Annotated in this window: 20 protein-coding genes, 2 pseudogenes and 1 riboswitch; all 22 genes and pseudogenes read left to right on the top strand. The window is 36.6% G+C overall.

Features of this window, described 5'->3' with window-relative positions; all coding sequences use genetic code 11:
• Window positions 1-21: 21 nt before the first annotated feature.
• The 22 genes and pseudogenes from RTP99_RS08060 to RTP99_RS07955 all read left to right on the top strand — a co-directional run bounded on the left by RTP99_RS08060 (window position 22) and on the right by RTP99_RS07955 (window position 24,876).
• The gene (locus RTP99_RS08060; protein ID WP_001118801.1) at window positions 22-2,403 is read left to right on the top strand and encodes a DNA translocase FtsK; all 2,382 of its coding nucleotides are present in this window, start codon (window positions 22-24) and stop codon (window positions 2,401-2,403) included.
• 203 nt (window positions 2,404-2,606) lie between these two features.
• Window positions 2,607-2,708: riboswitch (purine riboswitch) on the top strand.
• A gap of 233 nt (window positions 2,709-2,941) precedes the next feature.
• Entirely contained in the window at window positions 2,942-3,667 is a 726-nt protein-coding gene (locus RTP99_RS08055) for a GntR family transcriptional regulator (RefSeq protein WP_000114176.1), read from the top strand.
• A 90-nt stretch (window positions 3,668-3,757) separates the two neighbouring features.
• Window positions 3,758-4,825 (top strand): BMP family lipoprotein, encoded by a 1,068-nt coding sequence (locus tag RTP99_RS08050; RefSeq protein ID WP_000730592.1) that lies wholly within the window; start codon window positions 3,758-3,760, stop codon window positions 4,823-4,825.
• A gap of 108 nt (window positions 4,826-4,933) precedes the next feature.
• Complete coding sequence (locus RTP99_RS08045) at window positions 4,934-6,466, top strand: ABC transporter ATP-binding protein (protein WP_000456919.1); 1,533 nt, start codon at window positions 4,934-4,936, stop codon at window positions 6,464-6,466.
• Window positions 6,459-7,517 carry an ABC transporter permease gene (locus RTP99_RS08040; protein ID WP_001074499.1) on the top strand — a complete coding sequence of 353 codons (1,059 nt, stop codon included), beginning with the start codon at window positions 6,459-6,461 and terminating at the stop codon, window positions 7,515-7,517. The genes RTP99_RS08045 and RTP99_RS08040 overlap by 8 nt, the downstream gene beginning before the upstream one ends.
• A complete protein-coding gene (locus RTP99_RS08035; RefSeq protein WP_000008842.1) occupies window positions 7,518-8,477 on the top strand; it encodes an ABC transporter permease in 960 nt (319 codons plus the stop codon).
• A gap of 199 nt (window positions 8,478-8,676) precedes the next feature.
• On the top strand, window positions 8,677-9,951 hold the full coding sequence (gene yfmF / locus RTP99_RS08030; RefSeq protein ID WP_000772435.1) for an EF-P 5-aminopentanol modification-associated protein YfmF: 1,275 nt from the start codon (window positions 8,677-8,679) through the stop codon (window positions 9,949-9,951).
• Entirely contained in the window at window positions 9,952-11,238 is a 1,287-nt protein-coding gene (gene yfmH, locus RTP99_RS08025; RefSeq protein WP_000411947.1) for an EF-P 5-aminopentanol modification-associated protein YfmH, read from the top strand.
• 102 nt (window positions 11,239-11,340) lie between these two features.
• Entirely contained in the window at window positions 11,341-12,054 is a 714-nt protein-coding gene (gene ymfI, locus RTP99_RS08020) for an elongation factor P 5-aminopentanone reductase (protein ID WP_000759611.1), read from the top strand.
• A gap of 75 nt (window positions 12,055-12,129) precedes the next feature.
• Window positions 12,130-12,378 (top strand): DUF3243 domain-containing protein, encoded by a 249-nt coding sequence (locus RTP99_RS08015; RefSeq protein ID WP_000114454.1) that lies wholly within the window; start codon window positions 12,130-12,132, stop codon window positions 12,376-12,378.
• Window positions 12,379-12,517: 139 nt separating this feature from the next.
• Window positions 12,518-13,303, top strand: a complete 786-nt coding sequence (locus RTP99_RS08010; RefSeq protein WP_000574107.1) for a DUF3388 domain-containing protein — start codon at window positions 12,518-12,520, stop codon at window positions 13,301-13,303.
• 21 nt (window positions 13,304-13,324) lie between these two features.
• Window positions 13,325-14,236 carry a helix-turn-helix domain-containing protein gene (locus RTP99_RS08005; RefSeq protein WP_000137481.1) on the top strand — a complete coding sequence of 304 codons (912 nt, stop codon included), beginning with the start codon at window positions 13,325-13,327 and terminating at the stop codon, window positions 14,234-14,236.
• Between the two features lie 63 nt (window positions 14,237-14,299).
• A complete protein-coding gene (gene pgsA, locus RTP99_RS08000; RefSeq protein WP_001052965.1) occupies window positions 14,300-14,878 on the top strand; it encodes a CDP-diacylglycerol--glycerol-3-phosphate 3-phosphatidyltransferase in 579 nt (192 codons plus the stop codon).
• Between the two features lie 20 nt (window positions 14,879-14,898).
• On the top strand, window positions 14,899-16,137 hold the full coding sequence (gene cinA, locus RTP99_RS07995) for a competence/damage-inducible protein CinA (RefSeq protein ID WP_000990722.1): 1,239 nt from the start codon (window positions 14,899-14,901) through the stop codon (window positions 16,135-16,137).
• Window positions 16,138-16,281: 144 nt separating this feature from the next.
• Window positions 16,282-16,890: pseudogene (gene recA, locus RTP99_RS07990) on the top strand (recombinase RecA); the annotation flags it as partial.
• A gap of 327 nt (window positions 16,891-17,217) precedes the next feature.
• Window positions 17,218-17,640 (top strand): annotated as a pseudogene (locus tag RTP99_RS07985) (recombinase RecA family protein); the annotation flags it as partial.
• A gap of 485 nt (window positions 17,641-18,125) precedes the next feature.
• Entirely contained in the window at window positions 18,126-19,688 is a 1,563-nt protein-coding gene (gene rny / locus RTP99_RS07980) for a ribonuclease Y (RefSeq protein WP_000099774.1), read from the top strand.
• A gap of 164 nt (window positions 19,689-19,852) precedes the next feature.
• Window positions 19,853-20,647 (top strand): TIGR00282 family metallophosphoesterase, encoded by a 795-nt coding sequence (locus RTP99_RS07975; protein ID WP_001221095.1) that lies wholly within the window; start codon window positions 19,853-19,855, stop codon window positions 20,645-20,647.
• 148 nt (window positions 20,648-20,795) lie between these two features.
• Entirely contained in the window at window positions 20,796-21,056 is a 261-nt protein-coding gene (gene spoVS, locus RTP99_RS07970) for a stage V sporulation protein SpoVS (protein WP_000404341.1), read from the top strand.
• A 58-nt stretch (window positions 21,057-21,114) separates the two neighbouring features.
• Window positions 21,115-22,038, top strand: a complete 924-nt coding sequence (locus RTP99_RS07965; RefSeq protein WP_000688010.1) for a dipeptidase — start codon at window positions 21,115-21,117, stop codon at window positions 22,036-22,038.
• Window positions 22,039-22,265: 227 nt separating this feature from the next.
• Entirely contained in the window at window positions 22,266-24,023 is a 1,758-nt protein-coding gene (locus RTP99_RS07960) for a 2-oxoacid:acceptor oxidoreductase subunit alpha (RefSeq protein ID WP_000625421.1), read from the top strand.
• Window positions 24,010-24,876: a 2-oxoacid:ferredoxin oxidoreductase subunit beta gene (locus RTP99_RS07955; RefSeq protein ID WP_000190154.1), complete on the top strand. Its 867-nt coding sequence runs from the start codon at window positions 24,010-24,012 to the stop codon at window positions 24,874-24,876. The genes RTP99_RS07960 and RTP99_RS07955 overlap by 14 nt, the downstream gene beginning before the upstream one ends.
• Window positions 24,877-25,211 lie beyond the last annotated feature (335 nt).

The following is a 25,211-nucleotide window of genomic DNA, read 5'->3' as shown; positions in this document are numbered from 1 at the left end:
TGTAGATCACGAGGTGAAGAAATGGCAAAACAAAAGCAAAGAGGGACGAAGGCAAAGACAAGACGTACGATAAAGCCAACTTTGTATTATGAAATCGTCGGTTTAACTCTTTTTGCACTTTCAATCATTACGATTTTACAGCTAGGCGTTGTAGGAAAATCGTTTGTGTTATTTTTTCGCTTCTTCTTTGGTGAGTGGTACATAATTGGTGTGTTAGGTGTAATAGCTTTATCCGTTTCATTCGTTATAAAACGTGGATGGCCGAACCTTTTAAATAAACGGTTAATCGGTTTTTATTTAATAGTATTGGCGATATTAATGTTTAGTCATATTACATTATTTAACCTTCTTACGAAAGATGGAGCAGTGCAAAATACTTCTGTTATTGTAAGTACGAAAGATAATTTCTTTCTTGAAATGAAAAAAGGGCCAGATAGCGTTCATTTAGGTGGTGGCATGTTTGGTGCACTTATGTTCGCGACTTGTTACTTCTTATTTGACGAAGTAGGAGCTTATATTATTGGTATTATTTTAGTTATTCTCGGTATACTTTGTATAACAAATAAGCATATTGGAGAAGTGTTAGCTCCAGTTGGCAGAATTCTTAGAAGTCAATTTCAAGTGATGCAAGGGGACTATAAAGATTGGAGAGCCAAAAGAACGGCTGAACAAACAGAAAAGAAAAAAACAACAAGAAGCACAAGGAGCAAACGCGCTGCAGAACATGAAGAAATTATTGAGCCGATGGAAGAAATCTCAATTGATCCTCCGATTATTTCGAATTTCACTGAGAATTATCCTGTAAATGAAGAAGAGGATAAACGAATTGAAGTAGAGGAAGAAGAGTTAGTCACTTCACCGTTTATTGAAGAGGCTCCACCAGTTGAAGAGCCGAAGAAAAAGCGTGGAGAAAAAATCGTTGAATCGCTAGAGGGGGAAACACAAGCACCTCCTATGCAATTTTCAAATGTAGAAAATAAAGATTACAAGCTTCCTGCGCTTGATATATTGAAATTTCCAAAGAATAAGCAAGTTACAAATGAAAATGCGGAAATTTATGAGAATGCTCGTAAATTAGAACGTACTTTCCAAAGTTTTGGAGTGAAAGCGAAAGTAACAAAAGTACATAGAGGTCCTGCAGTTACAAAATATGAAGTGTATCCTGATATGGGAGTAAAGGTAAGCAAAATCGTCGGTTTAAGTGATGATTTAGCACTTGCGTTAGCGGCGAAAGACATTCGTATTGAAGCGCCTATTCCCGGGAAATCAGCTGTAGGAATTGAAGTTCCGAACTCAGAAGTCTCTATGGTAACGCTTAGAGAAGTTCTTGATTCTAAAGCTAACAATCATCCGGAAGAGAAGTTGTTAATAGGTCTTGGACGAGATATTACAGGTGAAGCTGTATTAGCCCGTTTAAATAAAATGCCCCATTTGCTAGTGGCAGGTGCGACAGGTAGCGGGAAAAGTGTATGTATTAACGGTATTATTGTTAGTATTTTAATGCGTGCAAAACCACATGAAGTAAAATTAATGATGATTGATCCGAAAATGGTAGAGTTAAATGTATATAACGGTGTGCCTCATTTGTTAACACCAGTTGTAACGGATCCGAAAAAGGCATCGCAAGCATTGAAAAAAGTTGTGAGTGAAATGGAGCGCCGTTATGAATTATTTGCTCATAGTGGCACGCGAAATATTGAAGGATATAATGACTATATAAAAGAGCATAATAATCAATCAGAAGCGAAACAACCCGAATTACCTTATATTGTCGTAATTGTGGACGAGTTAGCAGATTTAATGATGGTTGCTTCATCGGATGTAGAGGATGCGATTATGCGTCTAGCGCAAATGGCTCGTGCTGCCGGTATTCATTTAATTATTGCAACGCAGCGTCCGTCAGTTGATGTCATTACGGGAGTTATTAAAGCAAATATTCCATCACGTATTGCATTCGCTGTATCTTCTCAAACAGACTCTCGTACAATTCTTGACGGCGGTGGTGCAGAGAAACTGCTAGGTCGTGGAGATATGCTATTTATACCAATTGGTGCATCGAAGCCCGTACGTGTACAAGGTGCGTTTTTATCAGATGATGAAGTTGAGAGAGTTGTAGAATATGTTATTGGTCAACAAAAAGCGCAATATCAAGAAGATATGATTCCGCAAGATGTTCCTGATACGAAGCAGGAAGTAGAAGATGAATTATATGATGAAGCAGTTCAGCTCGTAGTGGAAATGCAAACAGCATCGGTTTCTATGTTGCAACGTAGGTTTAGAGTTGGTTATACACGTGCTGCCCGTTTAATTGATGCAATGGAAATGAATGGTGTAGTAGGTCCGTATGAAGGTAGTAAACCACGTGAAGTGCTCATTAATGATGTACAAGAAAAAAGTTCATAAAAAAAGCCTAATTGTTTTTACAATTAGGCTTTTTTATATGCTGGTTTTGTTATATACTATATTCAGCAATAAAGAAAGGGCTTACATTTAAGGCGATTCTTTAGAATACGAATACTTTGGTGTGGTTTTTTGTGAACGTTCGATATTTAATGTGGAAAATTGTTAAATTTTGTTGACACGTATGGGAGCAAGTGGTAAGATTACTTCGAAAAGAATCACTGCCTCATATAATCTTGGAGATAAGGTCCATAAGTTTCTACCTGGCAACCATGAATTGCTAGACTATGAGGGGAAAAGTGTGTAACAAAGGATGTAAGAGATCTTTGTGCCGAACTTTTTCTCGCTATGAGGAATGTTTGTGGTGCAAAGTTTTTTTTATGCAGTAAAGAGTGAAAATTTCATCTTAAAAAATTATTAATATTTATTCGACAATTATGCCTGTTTTTAGTATTTAGCAATTTTTATTATGTTGTAAGTTGAAAAAAGAGAAAAGAAGTCTTACATCAGAGGTCGAATAATTGAAATGCGGGGGAGTCTTATGTCAGTAAAATCCGATAGTCGTCACCTATATTTACGGGTGATTGATCACATCAAAGAAAAAATTAAAGATGGGGCTTACAAAGAAAGACAAAAGTTACCATCAGAGTTTGATTTAGCGAAAGAACTTGGCGTAAGTAGAGCGACTTTAAGGGAAGCGCTGCGTATTTTAGAAGAAGAAAATGTTGTCATTCGCAGACATGGTGTAGGAACATTTGTAAATGCAAAGCCGTTATTTTCTTCTGGGATTGAACAACTTTCTAGTATTACAGATATGATTTCTAGTGTGGGGAAAACACCAGGAACTATCTTTTTATCATCATCTACAACAAGTTTAACAGAAGAAGAAAAAGAGAAGTTTAATAGTGAAGATGGTTTTAATGCAGTGATGATTGAGCGTGTGCGTACAGCAGATGGGGAACCTGTTGTATATTGTATCGATAAACTTGCAAAAGAGATATTGCCAGATTTATCGGGATACAACGAAGAATCATTGCTTACAGTGATACATAACAATACGCACAAACGTATCACATACGCAGTTGCTCACATTGAGCCGATTGGCTATCATCCGAAAATCTCACCGATTTTGGAATGTGAACCGGAAACGGCACTGCTAGTGTTAAAACAAATGCACTATGATCAAAATGATGAGCCAATCTTATATTCTATCAATTACTTTAGAGCTGACAAGTTTAGCTTCCACGTATTAAGAAAACGTATGTAGGTGAGTTCCTTTTTAGGGAGGTGACAGCAAGAAGTTAGGGACAGCGGCGTATAAAAAAATAGACAAATCATTTCAGGAGGGGTTTCTAGTATGAAGAAAAAAACAGGTCTTTTATTATCATTAACATTAGCAGCAAGTGCGGTGTTAGGTGCATGTGGTAACTCGGATAAAGCGAGTAGCGACAAAAAAGAGTTTAAAGTTGGTATGGTTACAGATGTTGGAGGCGTTGATGACAAATCATTTAACCAATCAGCTTGGGAAGGTTTAACGAAGTTCGGTAAAGACAATGACTTAAAGAAAAATGAAGGATATCGTTATCTTCAATCTAGTAAAGATGCGGATTATATCCCGAATTTAACGAAATTTGCGAAAGATCATTATAACACAACATTTGGTATTGGTTACTTAATGGAAAAATCAATTGCAAAGGTAGCTGAACAATATCCAAAAGAGCAATTTGCGATTGTAGATACAGTTGTAGAGAAGCCGAACGTAACAAGTATTACATTTAAAGACCATGAAGGTTCATTCCTAGTTGGTGCTGTAGCAGCGATGACGACAAAATCAAATAAAGTTGGGTTTGTTGGTGGTGTAAAAAGCCCATTAATTACAAAATTTGAATCAGGCTTTAAAGCTGGTGCAAAAGCAGTAAATCCAAATATCGAAATCGTATCACAATATGCTGATGCATTTGATAAACCAGAAAAAGGCTCTGTATTAGCTTCAGCAATGTACGGTGGTGGAGTTGACGTAATCTATCATGCTTCAGGTGCAACTGGTAACGGTGTATTCACAGAAGCGAAAAACCGTAAGAAAAAAGGTGAAAACGTTTGGGTAATCGGTGTTGACCGTGACCAAAATCAAGAAGGTATGCCTGAAAACGTAACTTTAACATCAATGGTAAAACGTGTTGATATTGCAGTAGCAAAAGTAGCACAAGAAGCGAAAGATGGTAAATTAAAAGGCGGTAAAGTAGAAGAATTCGGATTAAAAGATGACGGTGTTGGTATTGCGAAAACTACTGACAATGTGAAAAAAGTAAATCCAGAAATCTTAACAAAAGTAGAAGAGTTTGAGAAGAAAATCACTGACGGTGAAATTAAAGTCCCTGCAACTGACGAAGAATATAAAACATATGAAGCTTCTCTAAAGAAATAATAATAGAGAAATAGCAAAGGTTAGTTCGTAGAACTAACCTTTGCATATATATAAATACTTTTAATAGAGTGTAATTAGGGAGTGTTCCCTGCTAAAAGGAGGAACAAAATGGAATACGTAATTGAGATGAACAATATTACAAAAGTATTCCCAGGCATTGTAGCGAATGATGATATTACGCTGCAAGTAAAACAGGGAGAAATACATGCTTTACTTGGAGAAAATGGTGCAGGGAAATCCACATTGATGAATGTACTATTTGGTTTGTACCAACCAGAACAAGGTGAAATTAAAATTAAAGGAAAACCTGTAAAAATTACAAATCCGAATATAGCAAATGACCTTGGTATTGGGATGGTCCATCAGCATTTTATGCTTGTTCATAATTTTACAGTTACAGAGAATATTATTCTTGGAAATGAGCCGAAGAAAAACGGGAAAATTGCTGTTGAAGAGGCGGCAAAAGAAATTAAGCAATTATCTGAACAGTATGGTTTGGCTGTTGATCCACATGCGAAAATTGAAGATATTTCTGTTGGGATGCAGCAAAGGGTTGAAATATTAAAGACTCTTTATCGTGGTGCTGAGATTTTAATATTTGATGAGCCAACCGCGGTGTTAACTCCTCAAGAAATTCATGAGTTGATTCAAATTATGAAAAAGCTTGTGCAAGAGGGGAAATCTATTATCCTTATTACACATAAGTTGAAAGAAATTATGGAAGTTTGCGATCGTTGTACAATTATTCGTAAAGGTAAGGGGATTGGTACTGTTGATGTAGCGGAAACGGATGAGCATAAACTTGCAGAGTTAATGGTCGGACGTCAAGTGAATTTTAAAACAGAAAAAATAGAAGCTAAACCAATGGAAGAAGTACTATCTATTGCAAACCTAATTGTTCATGATACGCGCAAGTTACCTGCTGTAAAAGGCCTTGACTTAACTGTTCGTGCAGGAGAAATCGTTGGGATTGCAGGGATTGATGGAAATGGTCAAAGTGAATTAATAGAGGCGATTACTGGTTTACGAAAAGTTGAGTCAGGTTCTATTGCAATTAAAGGAAAAGAAATAACGAATTGGCCTGTTCGAAGAATAACAGAAGAGGGGATTGGTCATATTCCTGAAGACCGTCATAAACACGGACTTGTTCTCGATTTTTCTGTTCGGGACAATATTGTTTTACAAACATACTATAAAAATCCATTTTCAAAGAAAGGGATTTTAAATTTTAGTAAAATTACAGAAAAAGCGAAAGCACTTATTGAACAGTTTGATGTACGTACACCTAGTGAACAAACGTTAGCTCGCGCTCTATCTGGTGGAAACCAACAAAAGGCAATTATTGCACGTGAGGTAGATCGTAATCCAGATTTATTAATTGCAGCACAGCCAACACGTGGTTTAGATGTAGGTGCGATTGAATTTATTCATAAAAAATTAATTGAGCAGAGAGATAATGGTAAGGCAGTATTACTTTTATCTTTAGAGCTGGATGAAATTTTAAATGTAAGTGATCGAGTGGCTGTTATATATGAAGGGAAAATTGTAGCGATTGTCGATGCGAAAGAAACAAATGAACAACAGCTTGGATTATTAATGGCCGGCGGGACAGGGAAAGAGAAGGTGAACACAAATGGCTAAAAAATTTTTAACAGAACGAACAATTAATATTTTAGTACCTGTGTTATCCGTAGTTTTCGGTTTACTTGTTGGTGCCATTGTAATGTTAGTTAGTGGATATGATCCAATTGTTGGATATGCCGCGCTTTGGGAAGGGATGGTTGGCAATCCACAAGCTATCGGTGAGACGTTGCGTACAATGATTCCGCTTGTATTAGCTGGTCTTTCAGTAGCATTTGCATTTCGTACAGGTCTTTTCAATATTGGAGTGGAAGGACAATTATTAGTTGGGTGGCTTGCTGCTGTTTGGTTTGGATATGCAGTGTCGTTACCAGCAATTTTGCATATTCCGTTATCTATTTTAGTGGCAGCAATTGTCGGCGGTTTATGGGGTTTTATACCTGGATATTTAAAAGGGAAACTTAAAGTAAATGAAGTAATTGTTACAATTATGATGAACTACATTGCACTTTATGTTACCTATGATCTTATTAAACGTTTTATCCACGAAGGTAATGAAAAATCTTATGACGTACAAGCAAGTGCTTCGTTAGCTTCTGATTGGTTATCTTCATTGACAGATGGATCTCGTTTACACTGGGGAATTGTTGTGGCTATTATCATTGCGATTGTAATGTGGTTCTTATTAGATAGAACAACGTTAGGGTATGAATTAAAATCGGTTGGTTTTAACCAAAATGCCTCTCAATACGCAGGAATGAAAGTATCGCGTAATGTTGTATTATCAATGACAATTGCTGGTGCTTTTGCAGGAATTGGTGGAGCTATGGAAGGATTAGGGACATTCCAAAGTATGACAGCAATGTCTTCGTTTACTGGTATTGGATTTGATGGGATTGCGGTAGCACTTTTAGGCGGAAATAATCCATTTGGTATACTATTAGCAGCTTTACTGTTTGGTGGTTTGAAAAGTGCAGCACCACAAATGAATTTCGAAGCAGATGTACCTTCGGAGTTAATTAACGTTATTATTGCATGTATTATTTTCTTTGTAGCGTGCAGTTATGTTTTACGCTGGGCACTTACACGCATGAGCAAGGAGGGGAAATAAATGAGCTTTTTAGATATTTTAGCCATTCTTGTGACGGGTACGTTATATACGGCAGCGCCACTTATTTTTACGGCGTTAGGTGGAGTGTTCAGTGAACGTTCTGGAGTTGTAAATATAGCGTTAGAAGGTTTAATGTTATTTGGTGCATTTATTGGTATTGTTACAACGTTATTAATGGGTGATACGTGGGGGTCGATGACTCCTTGGATTGCATTATTATTTGCAGCAATTGGTAGTGGATTGTTTGCACTTCTTCACGCAGTAGCATCCATTACATTCCGTGCAGATCAAGTAGTAAGCGGAGTAGCAATTAACTTCTTAGCACTTGGTTTAACAGTATTTGCGATTAAGAAAATCTTTGGCAAAGGACAAACTGATTTCATTCAATACCGCATTGAAAAAATCGATGTTCCGGGTCTTTCGGATATTCCGGTAATCGGAAAAATCTTTTTCTCTAATGTACCGTTAACATCATATATTGCTATTATTTTAGCGTTTGTCGTTTGGTATATCATTTATAAAACGCCGTTCGGTCTTCGTCTTCGTGCGGTTGGTGAGCATCCAATGGCAGCGGATACGATGGGGATTAACGTATATAAAATGCGTTATATTGCAGTTGCTATATCTGGAATGTTTGCAGGAGTTGGTGGAGCGGTCTTCGCTATGTCGATTTCTGGTAACTTCTCAGGTGCTACAATTACTGGACAAGGTTTCTTAGCGTTAGCAGCAATGATTTTCGGTAAATGGAATCCACTCGGTGCTCTTGGAGCGGCTCTGTTCTTCGGATTTGCTCAATCATTAGGAATAACAGGTGGTACAATTCCAGTACTAAAAGAAATTCCAAGTGTATTCTTAACGATATTACCGTATGTATTCACAATATTAGCGCTTGTTGGTTTTGTAGGTCGTTCTGAAGCTCCGAAAGCATTAGGAACTCCTTATGAAAAAGGAAAACGATAAGTATAAAAAAAGCTCGCACATTAGTGCGGGCTTTTTTACATAGACTATATTTAATACGGAATTTTACTATGTTCCTTACATATTACAGTTTTTAGAAAGGGCCTAATGTAAGTATAGTGAGGAAGAAAAGTTGATTTTTTATTTCTAAAAACTGTATATTGAAGAGGAATATTCCTATATACGTAAAGGAGGGCTATAAATGAAACTGATGGAACAACAGTTACATGAGCTAGGTGGTTTACGAGTACATATTATTCCAACTGATAAATATAAAACAAATACATTTGTATTTCGTTTGAAAGCACCTTTAAATGAGGAGACGGTGACAGAGCGTGCCCTATTGCCATACGTATTGCAAAGTGCGACAGAAAAGCTTCCTTCTGTAATTCGTCTTCGTCAATATTTAGAAGAATTATATGGATCTTCTTTGGCAGTAGATGTAAGTAAAAAAGGAGAAGACCATATTATCTCTATTTATGTAGACATTGCAAATGAAGTATATTTACATGATGCACCACCGTTATTTGAAAAAGCGCTTTCTATGTTATCTGATATCGTTTTGCATCCAGCGACAGAGGGGAATGGTTTTCTACCTTCTATCGTGGAAAGTGAAAAGAGAGCGCTCTTGCAACGAATTGAAGCGACTTATGATGATAAAATGCGTTATGCAAACGAGCGTTTAATTGAAGAAATGTGCAAAGTAGAACCGTATCGTTTAAGCGCAAATGGGAAAAAAGAGAGTGTTTCTTCTATTACAAATGAAAGTTTGTATCAATATTATCAAAAAGTGTTAGCAGAGGATGAAATGGATCTATACATTATTGGTGATATTTCAGAAAACGCAGTGGATCTTGTAAGTAAGTATTTTTCTATTTCAGCGCGTCCTGCGAGAGAAAGAAATGTACTTCTTCATAAGAGAAATAATGAAGAAAAAGAAGTTGTGGAAAAACAAGAATTAAAACAAAGTAAATTACACATCGGTTATCGTACGTTTATTACGTATAAAGATGAAGATTATTTTGCACTGCAATTGTTCAATGGATTGTTTGGAGGATTTTCTCATTCGAAGTTATTCGTTAACGTTCGTGAAAAAAATAGTTTAGCGTACTACGCAGCATCTCGCTTTGAAAGTCATAAAGGTTTATTATTTGTCATGTCAGGAATCGAAGCGAAAAATTATGAAAAAGCGGTTGAGATTATTAAAGAGCAAATGCTTGCAATGCAAAATGGTGATTTTTCTGAAGAGGAGATGCATCAAACGAAAAGTGTCATTCGAAATCAAATATTAGAAGCGATTGATACACCGCGCGGATTTGTGGAAATGCTGTATCATGGTATTATTTCAGATCGTACGCGTCCGGTTGAAGAATGGCTTACAGGTATTGAAAGTGTGACGAAAGAAGAGATTGTGAAAGTTGCTAAAAATATTGAACTAGATACAATTTACTTTTTACAAGGAACGGAGGGAGAATAAATGGAGAAAATTGTTTATGAGCAATTAAAAGAGACACTCTATTATGAAAAACTTCCTAATGGATTAGATGTATATATTTTACCGAAGCAAGGATTTAATAAAACATTTGCAACGTTTACGACAAAATATGGTTCTGTGGATAATACATTCGTACCACTAGGTAAAGAAGAGATGATTCGTGTGCCGGATGGGATTGCTCATTTTCTTGAGCATAAATTATTTGAAAAAGAAGATCACGATGCGTTCCAATTGTTTAGTAAACAAGGGGCATCGGCAAATGCTTTCACATCATTCACAAGAACAGCTTACCTTTTTTCATGTACATCAAATGTAGAACAAAATTTAAATACATTGTTAAATTTCGTACAAGAGCCTTACTTTTCTGAAAAAACAGTTGAAAAAGAGAAGGGTATCATTGGGCAAGAAATTCAAATGTATCAAGATAATCCAGATTGGCGCTTATATTTTGGGTTAATTGATAGCTTGTTTGTAAAGCACCCGATTAAAATTGATATTGCGGGTACAATCGAGTCTATTAGTAAAATTACGAAAGACCTACTATATGAATGTTATGAAACGTTTTATCATCCAAGTAATATGTTAATGTTTGTTGTAGGTGCAATCGATCCAGAGAAAACGATGGATTTGATACGTGAAAATCAAGCGAAAAAAGATTATAAAAATCAACCGGAAATAGTACGTTCATTCGAAGAAGAACCAGATGAGGTAAATGAAAAGAAGAAAATTATTTCAATGCCTGTACAAACACCGAAATGTTTAGTTGGTATTAAAGCGACAAACTTAAAAGAAAAAGGAGAAGCCCTTTTAAAACAAGAAATTGCGCTTACGTTACTTTTAGATTATTTATTTGGGAAAAGTTCTGTTCATTACGAATCTTTATATAATGAAGGACTCATTGATGATTCGTTCTCGTATGATTATACGGAAGAGAATAACTTCGGTTTTGCAATGGTTGGCGGCGATACGAAGCAACCTGATGAACTGGAAGAGCGTTTGAAAGGTATTTTATTAAACACAAATTATGATCAATTAGATGAGGCGGCATTAGAACGAGTAAAGAAAAAGAAAATAGGTGGCTTTTTACGCTCCTTGAATTCACCAGAATATATTGCAAATCAATTTACACGATATGCGTTTAATGAGTCGAGTCTGTTTGATGCATTGACTGTATTAGAAAGTTTAACGGTTCAAGATTTACAAGAAGTAGCAAAATTATTATTATCAGAAGAAAAAATGAGCGTTTGTCAAGTTTTACCGAAAAAATAAAAGGTTTCACAATAATACCCTCATCTTATCATTGATAAATTGTAAGATGAGGGTATTATTTATTTGTGGGGAAAAGATTTTTTGAGATAAGAGAGGAATAGTATGAAAAAGTATGCATTAGTAACTGGAGGAAGCGGAGGGATTGGCTCTGCTATTTCGAAACAATTAATTCAAGATGGATATACAGTATATGTTCATTATAATAACAGTGAAGAGAAAGTGAATGAGTTACAGAAAGAATGGGATGAAGTAATTCCTGTTCAAGCGAATTTAGCTTCTACTGATGGGGCAGAGCAATTGTGGAAACAAATTGAACATCCTCTTGATGTTATCGTATATGCAGCTGGGAAGAGTATATTTGGACTCGTAACAGATGTAACGAACGATGAATTGAATGATATGGTAGAACTTCAAGTGAAGAGTATCTATAAATTATTATCAATGGCACTGCCTTCAATGATTCAGCGGAGAAGCGGTAATATTGTACTTGTTTCGTCTATATGGGGACAAATTGGTGCATCATGTGAAGTGCTTTACTCGATGGTAAAAGGTGCGCAAAATTCATATGTGAAAGCTTTAGCAAAAGAAGTTTCATTAAGTGGAATAAGGGTGAACGCGGTGGCGCCAGGTGCAATTGAAACGGAAATGTTAAACGTATTTTCAGAAGAGGATAAGAATGAAATTGCAGAAGAGATTCCGTTAGGTAGGCTGGGATTGCCAGAAGAAGTAGCAAAAACAGTGTCATTTCTTGTATCTCCAGGTGCATCTTATATAACGGGACAAATTATCGGAGTGAACGGCGGTTGGCATTGTTAAAAATTTCTTACATAAAAAATGAAAAACTGTACAAATTAAGCATGATTCTATTACTAAGTAGTGAGGTGCTTACACATGTCAGTTTTAGATAATTTTGATCAATGGAAGAGCTTTTTAGGAGAACGTTTAGAGCAAGCGCAAGGAAAAGGTCTTGATGGTGGTGCTGTATCAGATATGGCATTTCGTGTTGGTGACTATTTAGCGAATGAAGTAGAAGCACGCAACGATCAAGAGAAACTATTAGCTGAGCTTTGGAAAGTTGCTGACGAACAAGAGCAACATACAATCGCAAACTTAATGGTAAAGTTTGTACAACATAAGTAAAAAATAGAGAGGAGATTCTCCTCTCTATTTTTTTTGTATAATAATTGAAAGGGATAGATTATACATTTAGCTTCCCTATTAAGGTGAAATCATATAATATAGTACGTAGGTGTAAAGTAAGCAAGGGGAGTGATCTTGGATGATTGAATGGTATTTTGAATATGAAATACATAAAAACCGACCTGGCTTGCTTGGTGACGTTTCTTCGTTAATCGGTATGCTCGGCATTAATATTGTCACAATTAATGGTGTAGATAATGCAAGGCGTGGATTACTCCTTATGTGTGATAATCAAGAGCAAATCTCTAGACTTGAATCAATTTTAAATACGATGGATAACATAACGGTAACGAAATATCGTCCGCCAAAGCTAAGAGATAAGCTAGCGGTTAGACATGGTAGGTACATACAACGAGATGCAGATGATAAGAAGACATTTCGGTTTGTGCGTGATGAATTAGGGTTACTTGTAGACTTTATGGCTGAAATAATGAAAAAAGAAGGCCATAAGCTAATTGGTATACGAGGAATGCCTCGTGTTGGAAAAACAGAATCCATTGTTGCCGCAAGTGTTTGTGCAAATAAAAGATGGTTATTTGTATCGTCTACTCTTATTAAGCAAACTGTTCGTAGTCAATTGATTGAAGATGAGTATAGCGACGACAATATTTTCATCTTAGATGGAATCGTGTCAACAAAGCGTGCTAACGAAAGGCATTGGCAGCTTGTTCGTGAAATTATGAGATTGCCTGCAACGAAAGTTGTGGAACATCCTGACGTATTTGTGAGTCAGTCAGAATACACATTGGATGATTTTGATTATATTATCGAGTTGCGTAACGATTATGATGAAGAGATTCAATATAATTTAGTAGATGAAATTGAGCAAGGTACGCAAAATAATTTCTCTATGTTTGACTTTTAAAGAAATATTGAGGTGTTAGTAGTGACAGAATTAGGACAAAAGCTGAAAGAAGCAAGAGGAACGAAAGGCTTGTCTATTGATCAGCTGCATGAGATTACAAAAATTCAAAAACGCCATTTAGTAGCGATTGAGGAAGGCAATTATGATGTATTGCCAGGAGCTTTTTATGCGCGTGCATTCATTAAACAATACGCAGATGCGGTTGGATTAAATGGAGAAGAACTGCTTGTGGAATATCAGAGTACGATACCGCAATCTGAAAAACGTGACGTTCCACAAGTATCAACTGGACAAAAAACGCAAGAAACAATGCAAAAGTCTTCATCATGGCCAATTGCAGATCATATGCCAAAAATCTTAGTTGCGCTGTTAGTTATTGCAATTGGAGTAGTAATTTGGTTTGTTTTCCAAGCGTTGACTGGAAAAGATGATGAGAAAGTTCCGAATGCTCAAAGCGAGAAAATTGAAGTTAAAAAAGCGGAAAACTCTCCGTTAGATACGAAGAAAGATGAAGTGAAAGCGGAAGAGCCGAAAAAAGAAGAACCGAAAAAAGAAGAGCCAAAGAAAGAAGAACAACCAGCGCAACAAACGGGACAACAAGAAATCAAAGTAATTGGGACAACTGGTAAGGAATCCACTTTGGAAATTCATAATAATAAAACGTTAGAACTAGAAATTACAACAAAAGGCGCAAGTTATGTAGGTATTAAAAATGAGGCAGGAAATGATATCTTTAGTGGAACAATAGAGGAAGGCCAAACTCAAAAATATGATTTATCAACAGCGAAAGTGGTAAACCTTAATATAGGAAGTGCACCGAATGTTGAATTTAAATTAAATGGCCAAGTCGTTACATTCCCGTTGAATCCAGAAGAGAATTATCATCAAAAATTCTTGATTAAAAATCTAGGGATAGAGCAACCTGCACAATAACAGTCATCGCTTCGATGACTTTTTTCAATGAACAAATGTTTTTGATATGATGGAGGAATAGCTGTGAATTTACCAAATAAAATTACAATATCTAGAATCTGCTTAATTCCAATTTTTATGGTAATTATGTTAGCGCCCTTTGATTGGGGTTCATACACAATTGGTGATGTTGATTTACCAATTCAACATTTAGTAGGAGCGCTTATCTTTATTGTTGCTTCGGCTACAGATTGGATTGATGGACATTACGCAAGAAAGTATAATCTTGTAACGAATTTAGGGAAGTTCCTTGACCCGTTAGCTGATAAATTACTTGTTTCAGCGGCACTTATCACGTTAGTTGAGATGCAATACGTACCTGCTTGGATCGTTATTGTCATTATAAGCCGTGAGTTTGCGGTCACTGGTTTACGTCTTGTACTTGCTGGAACAGGGGAAGTAGTTGCGGCAAATCAACTAGGGAAAATTAAGACGTGGACACAAATCATCGCGATTGCGGCATATTTATTACACGATGTGCCTTTAAATTTAATCCATATTCCAGTTGCTGATATTTTTATATGGATTGCATTAATTTTTACTGTTATTTCAGGATGGGATTATTTCTGGAAAAATAGAGCTGCTTTTGTAAACTCAAAATAGAAGTTTATGGGGGAATTGGGATGAATGCTGAAATTATTGCGGTTGGAACAGAATTATTACTTGGACAAATTGCAAATACAAACGCCCAGTTTTTATCTGAAAAGTTAGCTTCAATTGGCATTAATGTGTACTACCATACTGTAGTTGGAGATAATAACAAACGATTACAGCAGGCGATTGAAGTTGCAGAAGAGCGTGCGGACATGCTTATTTTTACAGGTGGATTAGGCCCGACAAAAGATGATTTGACGAAGGAAACAATTGCGTCTAGCTTAGGGGAAGAGCTTGTATATGACGAAAATGCATTAGCATTAATAAGCGATTATTTTAAGCGTACAGGTCGTGAGTTCACTGAAAATAATAAAAAGCAGGCACTCGTTTTGAATGGGGCAAATGTATTTGCAAATGATCACGGTATGGCACCTGGTATGGGGTTAAATAAGAACGGAAAAGTTTATATTTTATTACCAGGACCACCGAAAGAGATGAAGCCAATGTATGTAAGTTATGTAGAGCCTTTTTTACGTAACTTTACAACAGGAGAAAACATTTATTCTCGCGTGCTTCGCTTCTTCGGAATTGGGGAATCTCAATTAGAGGTGAAAGTTCAAGATTTAATTGATGGACAAACGAATCCGACAATTGCCCCGCTTGCCAATGATGGAGAAGTGACATTACGTTTAACTGCTAAACATCAAAATGTTGATGAAGCAGAGAAACTCATTCAGCATGTGGAAGATTTGATTTTAGAAAGAGTAGGAGAGTTTTTCTACGGGTATGACCAAGAGTTTCTGCATTATAAGGCGATAGAGTTATTGAAGAAAAAAGGATTAACTTTAGCGTGTGCGGAAAGTTTAACAGGTGGTCTCTTCGGTAATCAAGTAACAGAAAGTGCTGGTGTATCTTCCGTATTTAAAGGCGGTGTCATTTGTTATCATAATGATGTGAAGCAACATGTATTACATGTACCTGAGGAAGTGTTGTCTACTGACGGTGCAGTTAGTAAAGAATGTGCTCGTTATCTTGCTGAAAATGTTAAAGAATTATTAAAAGCGGATATCGGAATTAGTTTCACTGGGGTAGCAGGACCAGATGCTTCAGAACATAAAGAGCCGGGAACTGTATTTGTTGGATTGGCGATTAAAGATGAACCAACTGTAGTCTTTCCTCTAAATTTAAGCGGAAGTCGTCAACAAATTAGGGAACGCTCAGCAAAATATGGATTTTATCATTTGTATAAAAAGCTAGAAGAGATATAAGTCTCTTTTAGCTTTTTTTAATGGTTAAATGCGGTTATATTTAATGAAAAATAAAAAAATCGAATAAATGTTCGATTTTTGTTGGCAAATTGAATTGAAAATAGGTATAATAAGATTAGCAATTCAGTTAAGGAGGAATTTTGAATGAGTGATCGTCAAGCAGCGTTAGATATGGCGTTAAAACAAATAGAGAAGCAATTCGGTAAAGGTTCAATTATGAAATTAGGAGAACAAGCAGAGCGTAAAGTTTCTACGGTTTCTAGTGGTTCTTTAGCACTAGATGTGGCACTAGGAGTAGGCGGATACCCACGTGGCCGTATTATCGAAATTTACGGACCTGAAAGTTCAGGTAAAACAACAGTTTCATTACATGCAATTGCAGAAGTACAGCGCCAAGGTGGACAAGCGGCATTCATCGATGCTGAGCATGCAATGGATCCTGTATATGCACAAAAATTAGGTGTTAACATCGATGAATTACTATTATCACAACCTGATACAGGGGAGCAAGGTTTAGAAATCGCAGAGGCACTTGTACGAAGTGGTGCGGTTGATATTATCGTAATTGACTCTGTAGCAGCTCTTGTACCAAAAGCTGAGATTGAAGGAGACATGGGTGACTCACACGTAGGTTTACAAGCTCGTCTAATGTCTCAAGCACTTCGTAAACTTTCAGGTGCAATCAATAAATCAAAAACAATCGCAATCTTTATTAACCAAATTCGTGAAAAAGTTGGGGTTATGTTCGGAAATCAACTACAAGTTGCTTAATCGTAAAGATTAAGGAGTTTACCATGGGTTTCCCTTGCTAGTGATAGCATGTTAAAAAACCTTGTGAACCTTATTGCCTAAGGGTGTAACTATTCATATAGTTGCTAACGGTGAAGCCCACCATTATTTAGGGTAATACCGTGCCAAGCTCCATAGTGATATGGGGAAGGTGTAGAGACTACCGAAAAGGACTTTTAGTTAACTGAGTAGGGTACGGCAGATGATAGGCTACTGCTGGAAGTGCAAGGCTCTCTGTAAAGAGATGAAGAGATAGTCCGGACTATAGAGATGGAAAATCTATAGATAGTGCCAGAAACAACTCCAGGTGGTCGTGCGTTGAAATTCTATTCAACTGTTCGTCTTGAAGTACGTCGTGCGGAGCAATTAAAACAAGGTAACGACATTGTTGGTAATAAAACAAAAGTAAAAGTAGTTAAAAATAAAGTGGCACCACCATTCCGTGTTGCGGAAGTTGATATTATGTACGGAGAAGGTATTTCAAGAGAAGGTGAAATCTTAGATATGGCTTCTGAACTTGATATCGTTCAAAAGAGTGGTGCTTGGTACTCTTATAATGAAGAACGCTTAGGACAAGGTCGTGAAAATTCGAAGCAGTTCTTAAAAGAAAATACGGATTTAAGAGAAGAAATTGCCTTCTTTATTCGTGAGCATCACGGAATTAGCGAAGATTCAGGTGCTGAAGATATGGAAGATCCAAGTCTTCTTGATTAAAGTGGGATAAAAGACACGGCTTCGTGTCTTTTATTTTTGTATCATTATGAAAGCGTTGTATATCGTTGGAGATAAAATATTTAATCCATCTAAAACATTATGTGTACAGAGGGATATATGCGTGTTTTACATGAATAAACTGGAATTTACTAAGGTTTTCCAGGATAATATGCTCTCTGCTTTTTACATTCCTATATAAATTAGAGCTGAAGGTAAAGAAAGTAAAAGTAGACAACGCTTGACAATGAAAATTGCGATAGATACAATGAGAATGTATATTTTTTCTTATATACGAAACACTCTTCTCAAGAAGAGAAGTAATATTCGGAGTAAGACTTAAATCTTGCCGAAATAATAATATGACATTTTAATTGTGAAATGAAGAAAGTCCCTTAAAAAAGCGGGACGACGGTCTTTGCTGTATGTTGGTATTCAATGTACATGCCGACAGTCTTTTTTCATTCATAGCAAGGGGAGGTGAAATCATGAGTAGTACAGTTTGGATACTCATCTCCATTTTGCTTGCAACAGTCGGTGCAGTTGTTGGCTTTTTTGTTCGAAAGTCTATTGCTGAAGCGAAGATTAATGGTGCAGCCAATGAAGCGAAACGTATTCTAGACGAAGCGAATCGTGAGGCTGAAGCACTTAAGAAAGAAGCGCTTTTAGAAGCAAAGGATGAAATTCATACACTTCGTACAGAAGCTGAATTAGAAATTCGTGACCGTAGAAGCGAATTACAAAAACAAGAAAATCGTTTAATGCAAAAAGAAGAGAACCTTGATCGTAAAGACGAAACGCTCGATAAACGCGAGCAACAGTTAGAAAAGAAAGAGGATTCTCTTGTAGCGAGACAACAACAGATTGAAGAGTTGGAAAGCAAAGTGGGAGAGTTAGTTCAAAAGCAACAAACAGAATTAGAGCGCATTTCCAATCTGACACGCGAACAAGCGAAAGCAATTATTCTTGGTAAAGTAGAAAGTGAAGTTTCTCATGAAATTGCCGTAATGGTAAAAGAAAGTGAAGTTCGTGCGAAAGAAGAAGCAGATAAGAAAGCAAAAGAGATTTTATCTCTTGCAATGCAGAGATGTGCAGCTGATCATGTTGCTGAAACAACCGTTTCGGTTGTAAATCTTCCAAATGACGAAATGAAGGGACGTATTATCGGGCGTGAAGGTCGAAATATTCGTACGTTAGAAACGTTAACAGGTATTGACCTAATTATCGATGATACACCAGAAGCGGTTATCCTTTCTGGATTCGATCCAATTCGTCGTGAAACAGCTCGTATCGCTCTTGATAAACTAGTACAGGACGGACGTATTCACCCAGCGCGTATTGAAGAGATGGTCGAAAAATCAAGACGTGAAGTGGACGAGTATATTCGCGAAGTCGGAGAGCAAACAACGTTTGAAGTGGGTGTTCACGGATTACATCCAGATTTAATTAAGATTTTAGGTCGTTTAAAATACCGTACAAGTTACGGACAAAACGTCTTAAAACATTCTATGGAAGTTGCATATTTAACTGGACTTATGGCGGCAGAGCTTGGTGAGGATGAAAAACTAGCAAGACGTGCTGGTCTATTACATGATATCGGTAAAGCGATTGACCATGAAGTAGAAGGTAGCCACGTTGAAATTGGTGTTGAACTTGCAACGAAATATAAAGAGCATCCTGTAGTTATAAACAGTATTGCATCTCACCACGGAGACACAGAACCAACTTCTATCATTGCAGTTTTAGTTGCAGCAGCAGATGCATTATCAGCTGCAAGACCTGGAGCTCGTAGTGAAACACTTGAGAACTATATTCGTCGTCTTGAAAAGTTAGAAGAGATTTCAGAGTCTTATGAAGGCGTAGAAAAATCTTTCGCAATTCAAGCAGGACGAGAAGTTCGTATTCTGGTAAAACCAGATACAATTGATGATTTAGAAGCTCATCGTTTAGCTCGTGATATTCGAAAACGTATTGAAAATGAACTGGATTACCCAGGGCATATTAAAGTAACTGTTATTCGTGAAACACGTGCAGTGGAATACGCAAAATAAAGTGGTGAAACACCACTTTATTTTTTTGTGTTGGAATTGGTTAAAATAAAGGAAATTAGTTATACCTAGCATACAAGTGAAACAAACTTATAATAAATATATTGTAAGATAATTACTTGAAGCTATAGTAATAAAAAATGTAGTACATAGGAAGGGTAAGACATATGAGAATATTATTTGTTGGGGATGTAGTAGGATCTCCTGGTAGAGGTATGATTCAACAATACGTACCGGCACTAAAGAAGAAATATACACCTACAGTAACCATTATTAATGGAGAAAATGCAGCAGGTGGACGTGGAATTACGGAAAAAATATATCGTAACTTTTTAGAATGCGGAGCACAAGCGGTTACACTTGGAAATCACGCTTGGGATAACCGTGAAGTATTTGAATTTATTGATGATGCAAAATATCTTGCAAGACCAGCTAACTTCCCAGAAGGAACTCCAGGAAAAGGGCTTATTTTTGTGAACTGTAATGGAACAGAAGTTGCAGTTATTAACTTACAAGGACGTACGTTCCTTCCTCCAATTGATTGTCCATTCCGTAAAGTGGATGAATTAATTAACATTGCGAAAAAACGTACGAATATTATTTTTGTTGATTTCCATGCGGAAACTACAAGCGAAAAACAAGCGTTAGGTTGGTATGTAGATGGTCGTGCTACAGCGGTAGTAGGTACACATACGCATGTTCCTACAGCAGATAATCGCATTTTACCAAGCGGAACGGCATATATCACAGATGTTGGTATGACAGGGCCGTACGATGGAATTTTAGGTATGGACCGAGAAGCAGTATTGAAGAAGTTTTTAACAAACTTACCAGTACGATTTGAAGTGACAAATGGTAGAACACAATTAAGTGCAGTGCTAATTGATGTGGATCCTAATACAGGAAAAGCTAAGAAAATTGAGCGTATCTTAATTAATGATGATCAGCCATTTTTTGAGTAATTTCCATTAAAATTTAGATAAGTTATTATTTTTTAATTTTTTAGAAAAATTACAGAAATTTAGCAGGAATACGTGTCATTCCTCGTGAATATAAGTTAAAGTGAAATAATTGCTAATACTTTTTATAGAAACGAGGAGGAAACGCGGAATGGAAATATTAAAAGTTAAAGCAACGTCGGTCCCTAATTCTGTAGCTGGTGCACTTGCAGGTGTTATTCGCGAACGCGGAACAGCAGAAATTCAAGCCATTGGTGCAGGTGCATTGAACCAAGCGGTAAAGGCAGTAGCAATTGCAAGAGGATTTGTAGCGCCTAGTGGTTTGGACCTGATTTGTATCCCAGCGTTTACGGATATTATGATTGATGGGGAAGAGCGTACAGCAATAAAATTAATTGTAGAACCTCGTTAAGTTTAAACAACCTGTTTGCAGTATGCAAACAGGTTGTTTTTATAATGGAGGAATGGAAATGAAAATATTTGATGCCCATTGTGATGTACTCTTTCAGTTATGGAATGCGAAGGGGAAAAAGGATTTTAAACATGATTCGCAATTACATATTACGTTTGAACAGTTAAAGAGAAGAAAAGGAAGTATACAATGTTTTGCTATATATGTTCCAGAAACAGTGGCGTATGAAAAACGATTTGAAGTGGCATTACAAATGGTAGATATTTTTTATAATGAAATTTTATCACTACCGGGTGTAAAGTTTATTCGGACAAAAGATGATATGAACATGTTAAAACAGGACGAGATTGGAGCAATATTAACACTAGAAGGATGCGAAGCACTTGGAAAAGATGAAATGAAATTACGGTTGTTTTATCGCCTAGGAGTACGTTCTTTTGGACTAACATGGAATTATGCCAATTTATTAGCTGATGGTGCGCTAGAGACGCGTGGGGCGGGTTTAACGACTTTTGGTAAACATGTTGTACAAGAATTTAATACATTACATGTATGGACTGATGTTTCTCATTTGAATGAAAGAAGTTTTTGGGATGTGATTGAAATTGCAAGAAATCCAATTGCCTCCCACTCAAATTGTAGGAAACTTTGTCAGCATCCACGTAATTTAAATGATGAACAACTTAAAGTTCTTATAAAGCGAAATAGCGTGATTGGTGTTACTTTTGTACCACAGTTCCTAACAAGTGAAAAACAAGCGAATATAACAGATATAATAAGACATATCGAATATATTTGTTCGTTGGGGGGAGAGAACAATATAGGATTTGGTTCGGATTTTGATGGGATATTAGAAACGGTTGTAGATGTATCAGCGTATGGAGATTATGAAAATGTAATTAACGAGCTTTGTAAACACTATGCTGCATCTACTGTAGAGCGATTTTTATATGATAATTTTGTTGAACATATAAGCTTTTAAAATTTTTGTTTTAAAAATCCAGAAAAATTAGAATTAATTCATTTGATATTATTGCTTTTTTTAAGACCTAATACTAGAATGAAAAACAAAATAGCTTTATACTAAAGATTCAGGGAAATCAGAAGAGGCATAATTTGCGTCCATTGTAGTTTATTTGCATAAAAAATGCTAAACTATTACTGTAAAAAAATACACTACAATGAATGCAGCCAAAAGGGGTGTAGGAGATGATTAGTCAACTTTCATGGAAAGTTGGAGGCCAACAAGGTGAAGGAATTGAAAGTACAGGAGAAATCTTCTGTATTGCATTAAACCGATTAGGATATTACCTATACGGTTACCGCCACTTCTCATCACGTATAAAAGGCGGCCATACAAATAATAAAATTCGTGTAAGTACAACAGAAGTACGCGCGATCTCAGATGATTTAGATATTTTAATTGCTTTTGATCAAGAAACAATTGATTTTAACTTCCACGAATTACGTCCAGGTGGGATTGTAGTTGCAGATGCGAAATTTAATCCGACAATACCTGACAATACAGATGTAAATCTATATGTGATACCGTTTACAGATATTGCTTCAGAATTAGGCACATCATTAATGAAAAACATGGTTGCTGTTGGAGCATCAAGTGCGGTATTAGGATTAGATGAAACAGCTTATTTAGATGTTGTTGAAGAGATCTTTGGTCGTAAAGGAGAGCAAGTCGTTCAAAAAAACATGGACGCAATTAAGCGCGGCTCTCAATATATGAAAGAGTTACTAGGTGAAAAAGTAAACATGATGCAGCTTGAAAAAGCTGATGGTCAGAAACGCATGTTTATGATTGGGAACGATGCAATTGCATTTGGTGCAGTAGCTGGTGGTGCTCGCTTTATGTCTGCATATCCAATTACACCTGCATCAGAAATTATGGAATACTTAATTAAAAAATTGCCAAAAGTCGGCGGAACAGTAATCCAAACTGAGGATGAAATCGCAGCTTGTACAATGGCAATCGGTGCAAACTATGCTGGTGTTCGTACATTAACTGCATCTGCTGGTCCAGGTCTATCCTTAATGATGGAAGCAATCGGTTTAGCAGGTATTACAGAAACGCCATTAGTAATTGTTGATACACAACGCGGTGGCCCAAGTACAGGATTACCTACGAAACAAGAGCAGTCTGATTTAATGGCAATGATTTACGGTACGCACGGTGAAATTCCAAAAATCGTAATGGCGCCAAGTACAGTGGAAGAAGCTTTCTATGATATTGTAGAAGCGTTTAACTTATCTGAAGAATATCAAGTACCTGTTATTTTCTTAACAGATTTACAGCTTTCTTTAGGGAAACAGACAGTAGAACCACTTAAGTTAGATAAAGTGGAAATTCGTCGCGGTAAGCTTGATTTAGAAGCGGAATTACCAGAACGTGAAAATAAAGCATACTTCAAGCGTTATGAAGTAACAGAAGATGGCGTTTCACCACGTGTTTTACCTGGTATGAAAAATGGTGTTCACCATGTTACAGGTGTAGAACATGATGAAACGGGTAAACCATCTGAATCAGCTATAAACCGTAAAGATCAAATGGACAAACGTTTCCGTAAAATGGAGAACTTGAAGTTTAATACCCCTGTTTATAAAAATGTTAAGCATGAAGAAGCAGACGTATTGCTTGTTGGATTTAACTCAACTCGTGGTGCGATCGAAGAAGCAATGGAACGCTTAGAACAAGAGGGTATGAAAGTAAACCATGCTCATGTGCGTTTAATTCACCCGTTCCCAACAGCTGAAATCGATCCACTTGTGAAAAATGCGAAGCGTGTTGTAGTGGTAGAAAACAATGCAACAGGTCAACTTGCTAACATTATGAAAATGAATCTTGGTAACGGTGAGAAAATTTCTAGTCTTTTAAAATATGATGGGAACCCATTCTTGCCGAAAGAGATTTACAACGAATGCAAAAAAGGGGTTGTATTAAATGGCAACATTTAAGGACTTTCGTAACAGTGTAAAACCAAACTGGTGCCCAGGTTGCGGAGACTTCTCAGTGCAAGCTGCAATTCAACGTGCGGCAGCTAACGTTGGCCTAAATCCAGATGAACTTGCTGTTATTTCTGGTATCGGCTGTTCAGGTCGTATTTCAGGATATATTAATTCATATGGTGTGCATAGTATTCATGGTCGTGCCCTTCCAATTGCGCAAGGTGTGAAAATGGCAAACCGTGATTTAACAGTTATCGCATCAGGTGGTGACGGTGATGGATTTGCGATTGGTATGGGACATACGATCCATTCTATTCGTCGTAACATTGACATTACGTACATCGTAATGGATAACCAAATTTACGGATTAACAAAAGGGCAAACTTCACCACGTAGTGAAGCTGGATTCAAAACGAAAAGTACACCACAAGGTTCAATCGAACCGTCACTAAATGTTATGGAAATGGCTTTAACAGCTGGTGCGACATTTGTGGCGCAAAGCTTTTCAAGTGATTTAAAAGAATTAACACAAATTATTGAAGCTGGTATTAATCATAAAGGATTTTCATTAATTAACGTGTTCAGCCCATGTGTTACTTACAATAAAGTAAATACTTACGATTGGTTTAAAGAGAATTTAACAAAACTAAGTACAGTAGAGGGATATGATCCGTCTAATCGCATGATGGCTATGCAAACATTAATGGAAAATAACGGATTAGTAACAGGTTTAATTTATCAAAATACAGCGCAACCTTCATACCAAGAACTAGTAAAAGGATATAGTGAGAAGCCTTTAGTGCAATCTGATTTAAATATGGATCAGAAAATGTTTGATGAACTTGTTGCTGAATTTATGTAATATAAGAAGAGGAGGTTGCCATTTGGCAACCTTTTTTTATGAGTGAAAATAAGGTAGTCTTATTTACTTAGAAAATTCAGAATGGTACAATAATATGTAAATCGTTGTATGGAAATGGCAAGTTCATTGCTAATAAAATGTAAGATAAGACAGCGCCAATTTTTTGTTAAAATTGGCGAAACGCTTCATACTATGGTAATGTTTATAGGGATAAAGCAATATGCTTTTTAGTAGGACAAAAAGAAATATAAAAAGGGAATGTCTATTTGTGTGGGGAAGACTTCATTCTTATAGATGATTAGATTGGTTACTCAAGTTTCAAAGGACAAGTTATC

The sequence above is a fragment of the Bacillus sp. (in: firmicutes) genome, from assembly GCF_031983925.1.
GTDB classification, from domain to species: Bacteria; Bacillota; Bacilli; order Bacillales; family Bacillaceae_G; genus Bacillus_A; species Bacillus_A pacificus.
Note: the sequence above shows the minus strand (reverse complement) of the source record. Positions and strands in the feature narration are given on the sequence as shown.

Coding starts and splice junctions, on each gene's coding strand:
- RTP99_RS08060 (WP_001118801.1), top strand. CDS start 22: ATGGCAAAACAAAAGCAAAGAGGGACGAAGGCAAAGACAAGACGTACG.
- RTP99_RS08055 (WP_000114176.1), top strand. CDS start 2,942: ATGTCAGTAAAATCCGATAGTCGTCACCTATATTTACGGGTGATTGAT.
- RTP99_RS08050 (WP_000730592.1), top strand. CDS start 3,758: ATGAAGAAAAAAACAGGTCTTTTATTATCATTAACATTAGCAGCAAGT.
- RTP99_RS08045 (WP_000456919.1), top strand. CDS start 4,934: ATGGAATACGTAATTGAGATGAACAATATTACAAAAGTATTCCCAGGC.
- RTP99_RS08040 (WP_001074499.1), top strand. CDS start 6,459: ATGGCTAAAAAATTTTTAACAGAACGAACAATTAATATTTTAGTACCT.
- RTP99_RS08035 (WP_000008842.1), top strand. CDS start 7,518: ATGAGCTTTTTAGATATTTTAGCCATTCTTGTGACGGGTACGTTATAT.
- yfmF (WP_000772435.1), top strand. CDS start 8,677: ATGAAACTGATGGAACAACAGTTACATGAGCTAGGTGGTTTACGAGTA.
- yfmH (WP_000411947.1), top strand. CDS start 9,952: ATGGAGAAAATTGTTTATGAGCAATTAAAAGAGACACTCTATTATGAA.
- ymfI (WP_000759611.1), top strand. CDS start 11,341: ATGAAAAAGTATGCATTAGTAACTGGAGGAAGCGGAGGGATTGGCTCT.
- RTP99_RS08015 (WP_000114454.1), top strand. CDS start 12,130: ATGTCAGTTTTAGATAATTTTGATCAATGGAAGAGCTTTTTAGGAGAA.
- RTP99_RS08010 (WP_000574107.1), top strand. CDS start 12,518: ATGATTGAATGGTATTTTGAATATGAAATACATAAAAACCGACCTGGC.
- cinA (WP_000990722.1), top strand. CDS start 14,899: ATGAATGCTGAAATTATTGCGGTTGGAACAGAATTATTACTTGGACAA.
- rny (WP_000099774.1), top strand. CDS start 18,126: ATGAGTAGTACAGTTTGGATACTCATCTCCATTTTGCTTGCAACAGTC.
- RTP99_RS07975 (WP_001221095.1), top strand. CDS start 19,853: ATGAGAATATTATTTGTTGGGGATGTAGTAGGATCTCCTGGTAGAGGT.
- spoVS (WP_000404341.1), top strand. CDS start 20,796: ATGGAAATATTAAAAGTTAAAGCAACGTCGGTCCCTAATTCTGTAGCT.
- RTP99_RS07965 (WP_000688010.1), top strand. CDS start 21,115: ATGAAAATATTTGATGCCCATTGTGATGTACTCTTTCAGTTATGGAAT.
- RTP99_RS07960 (WP_000625421.1), top strand. CDS start 22,266: ATGATTAGTCAACTTTCATGGAAAGTTGGAGGCCAACAAGGTGAAGGA.
- RTP99_RS07955 (WP_000190154.1), top strand. CDS start 24,010: ATGGCAACATTTAAGGACTTTCGTAACAGTGTAAAACCAAACTGGTGC.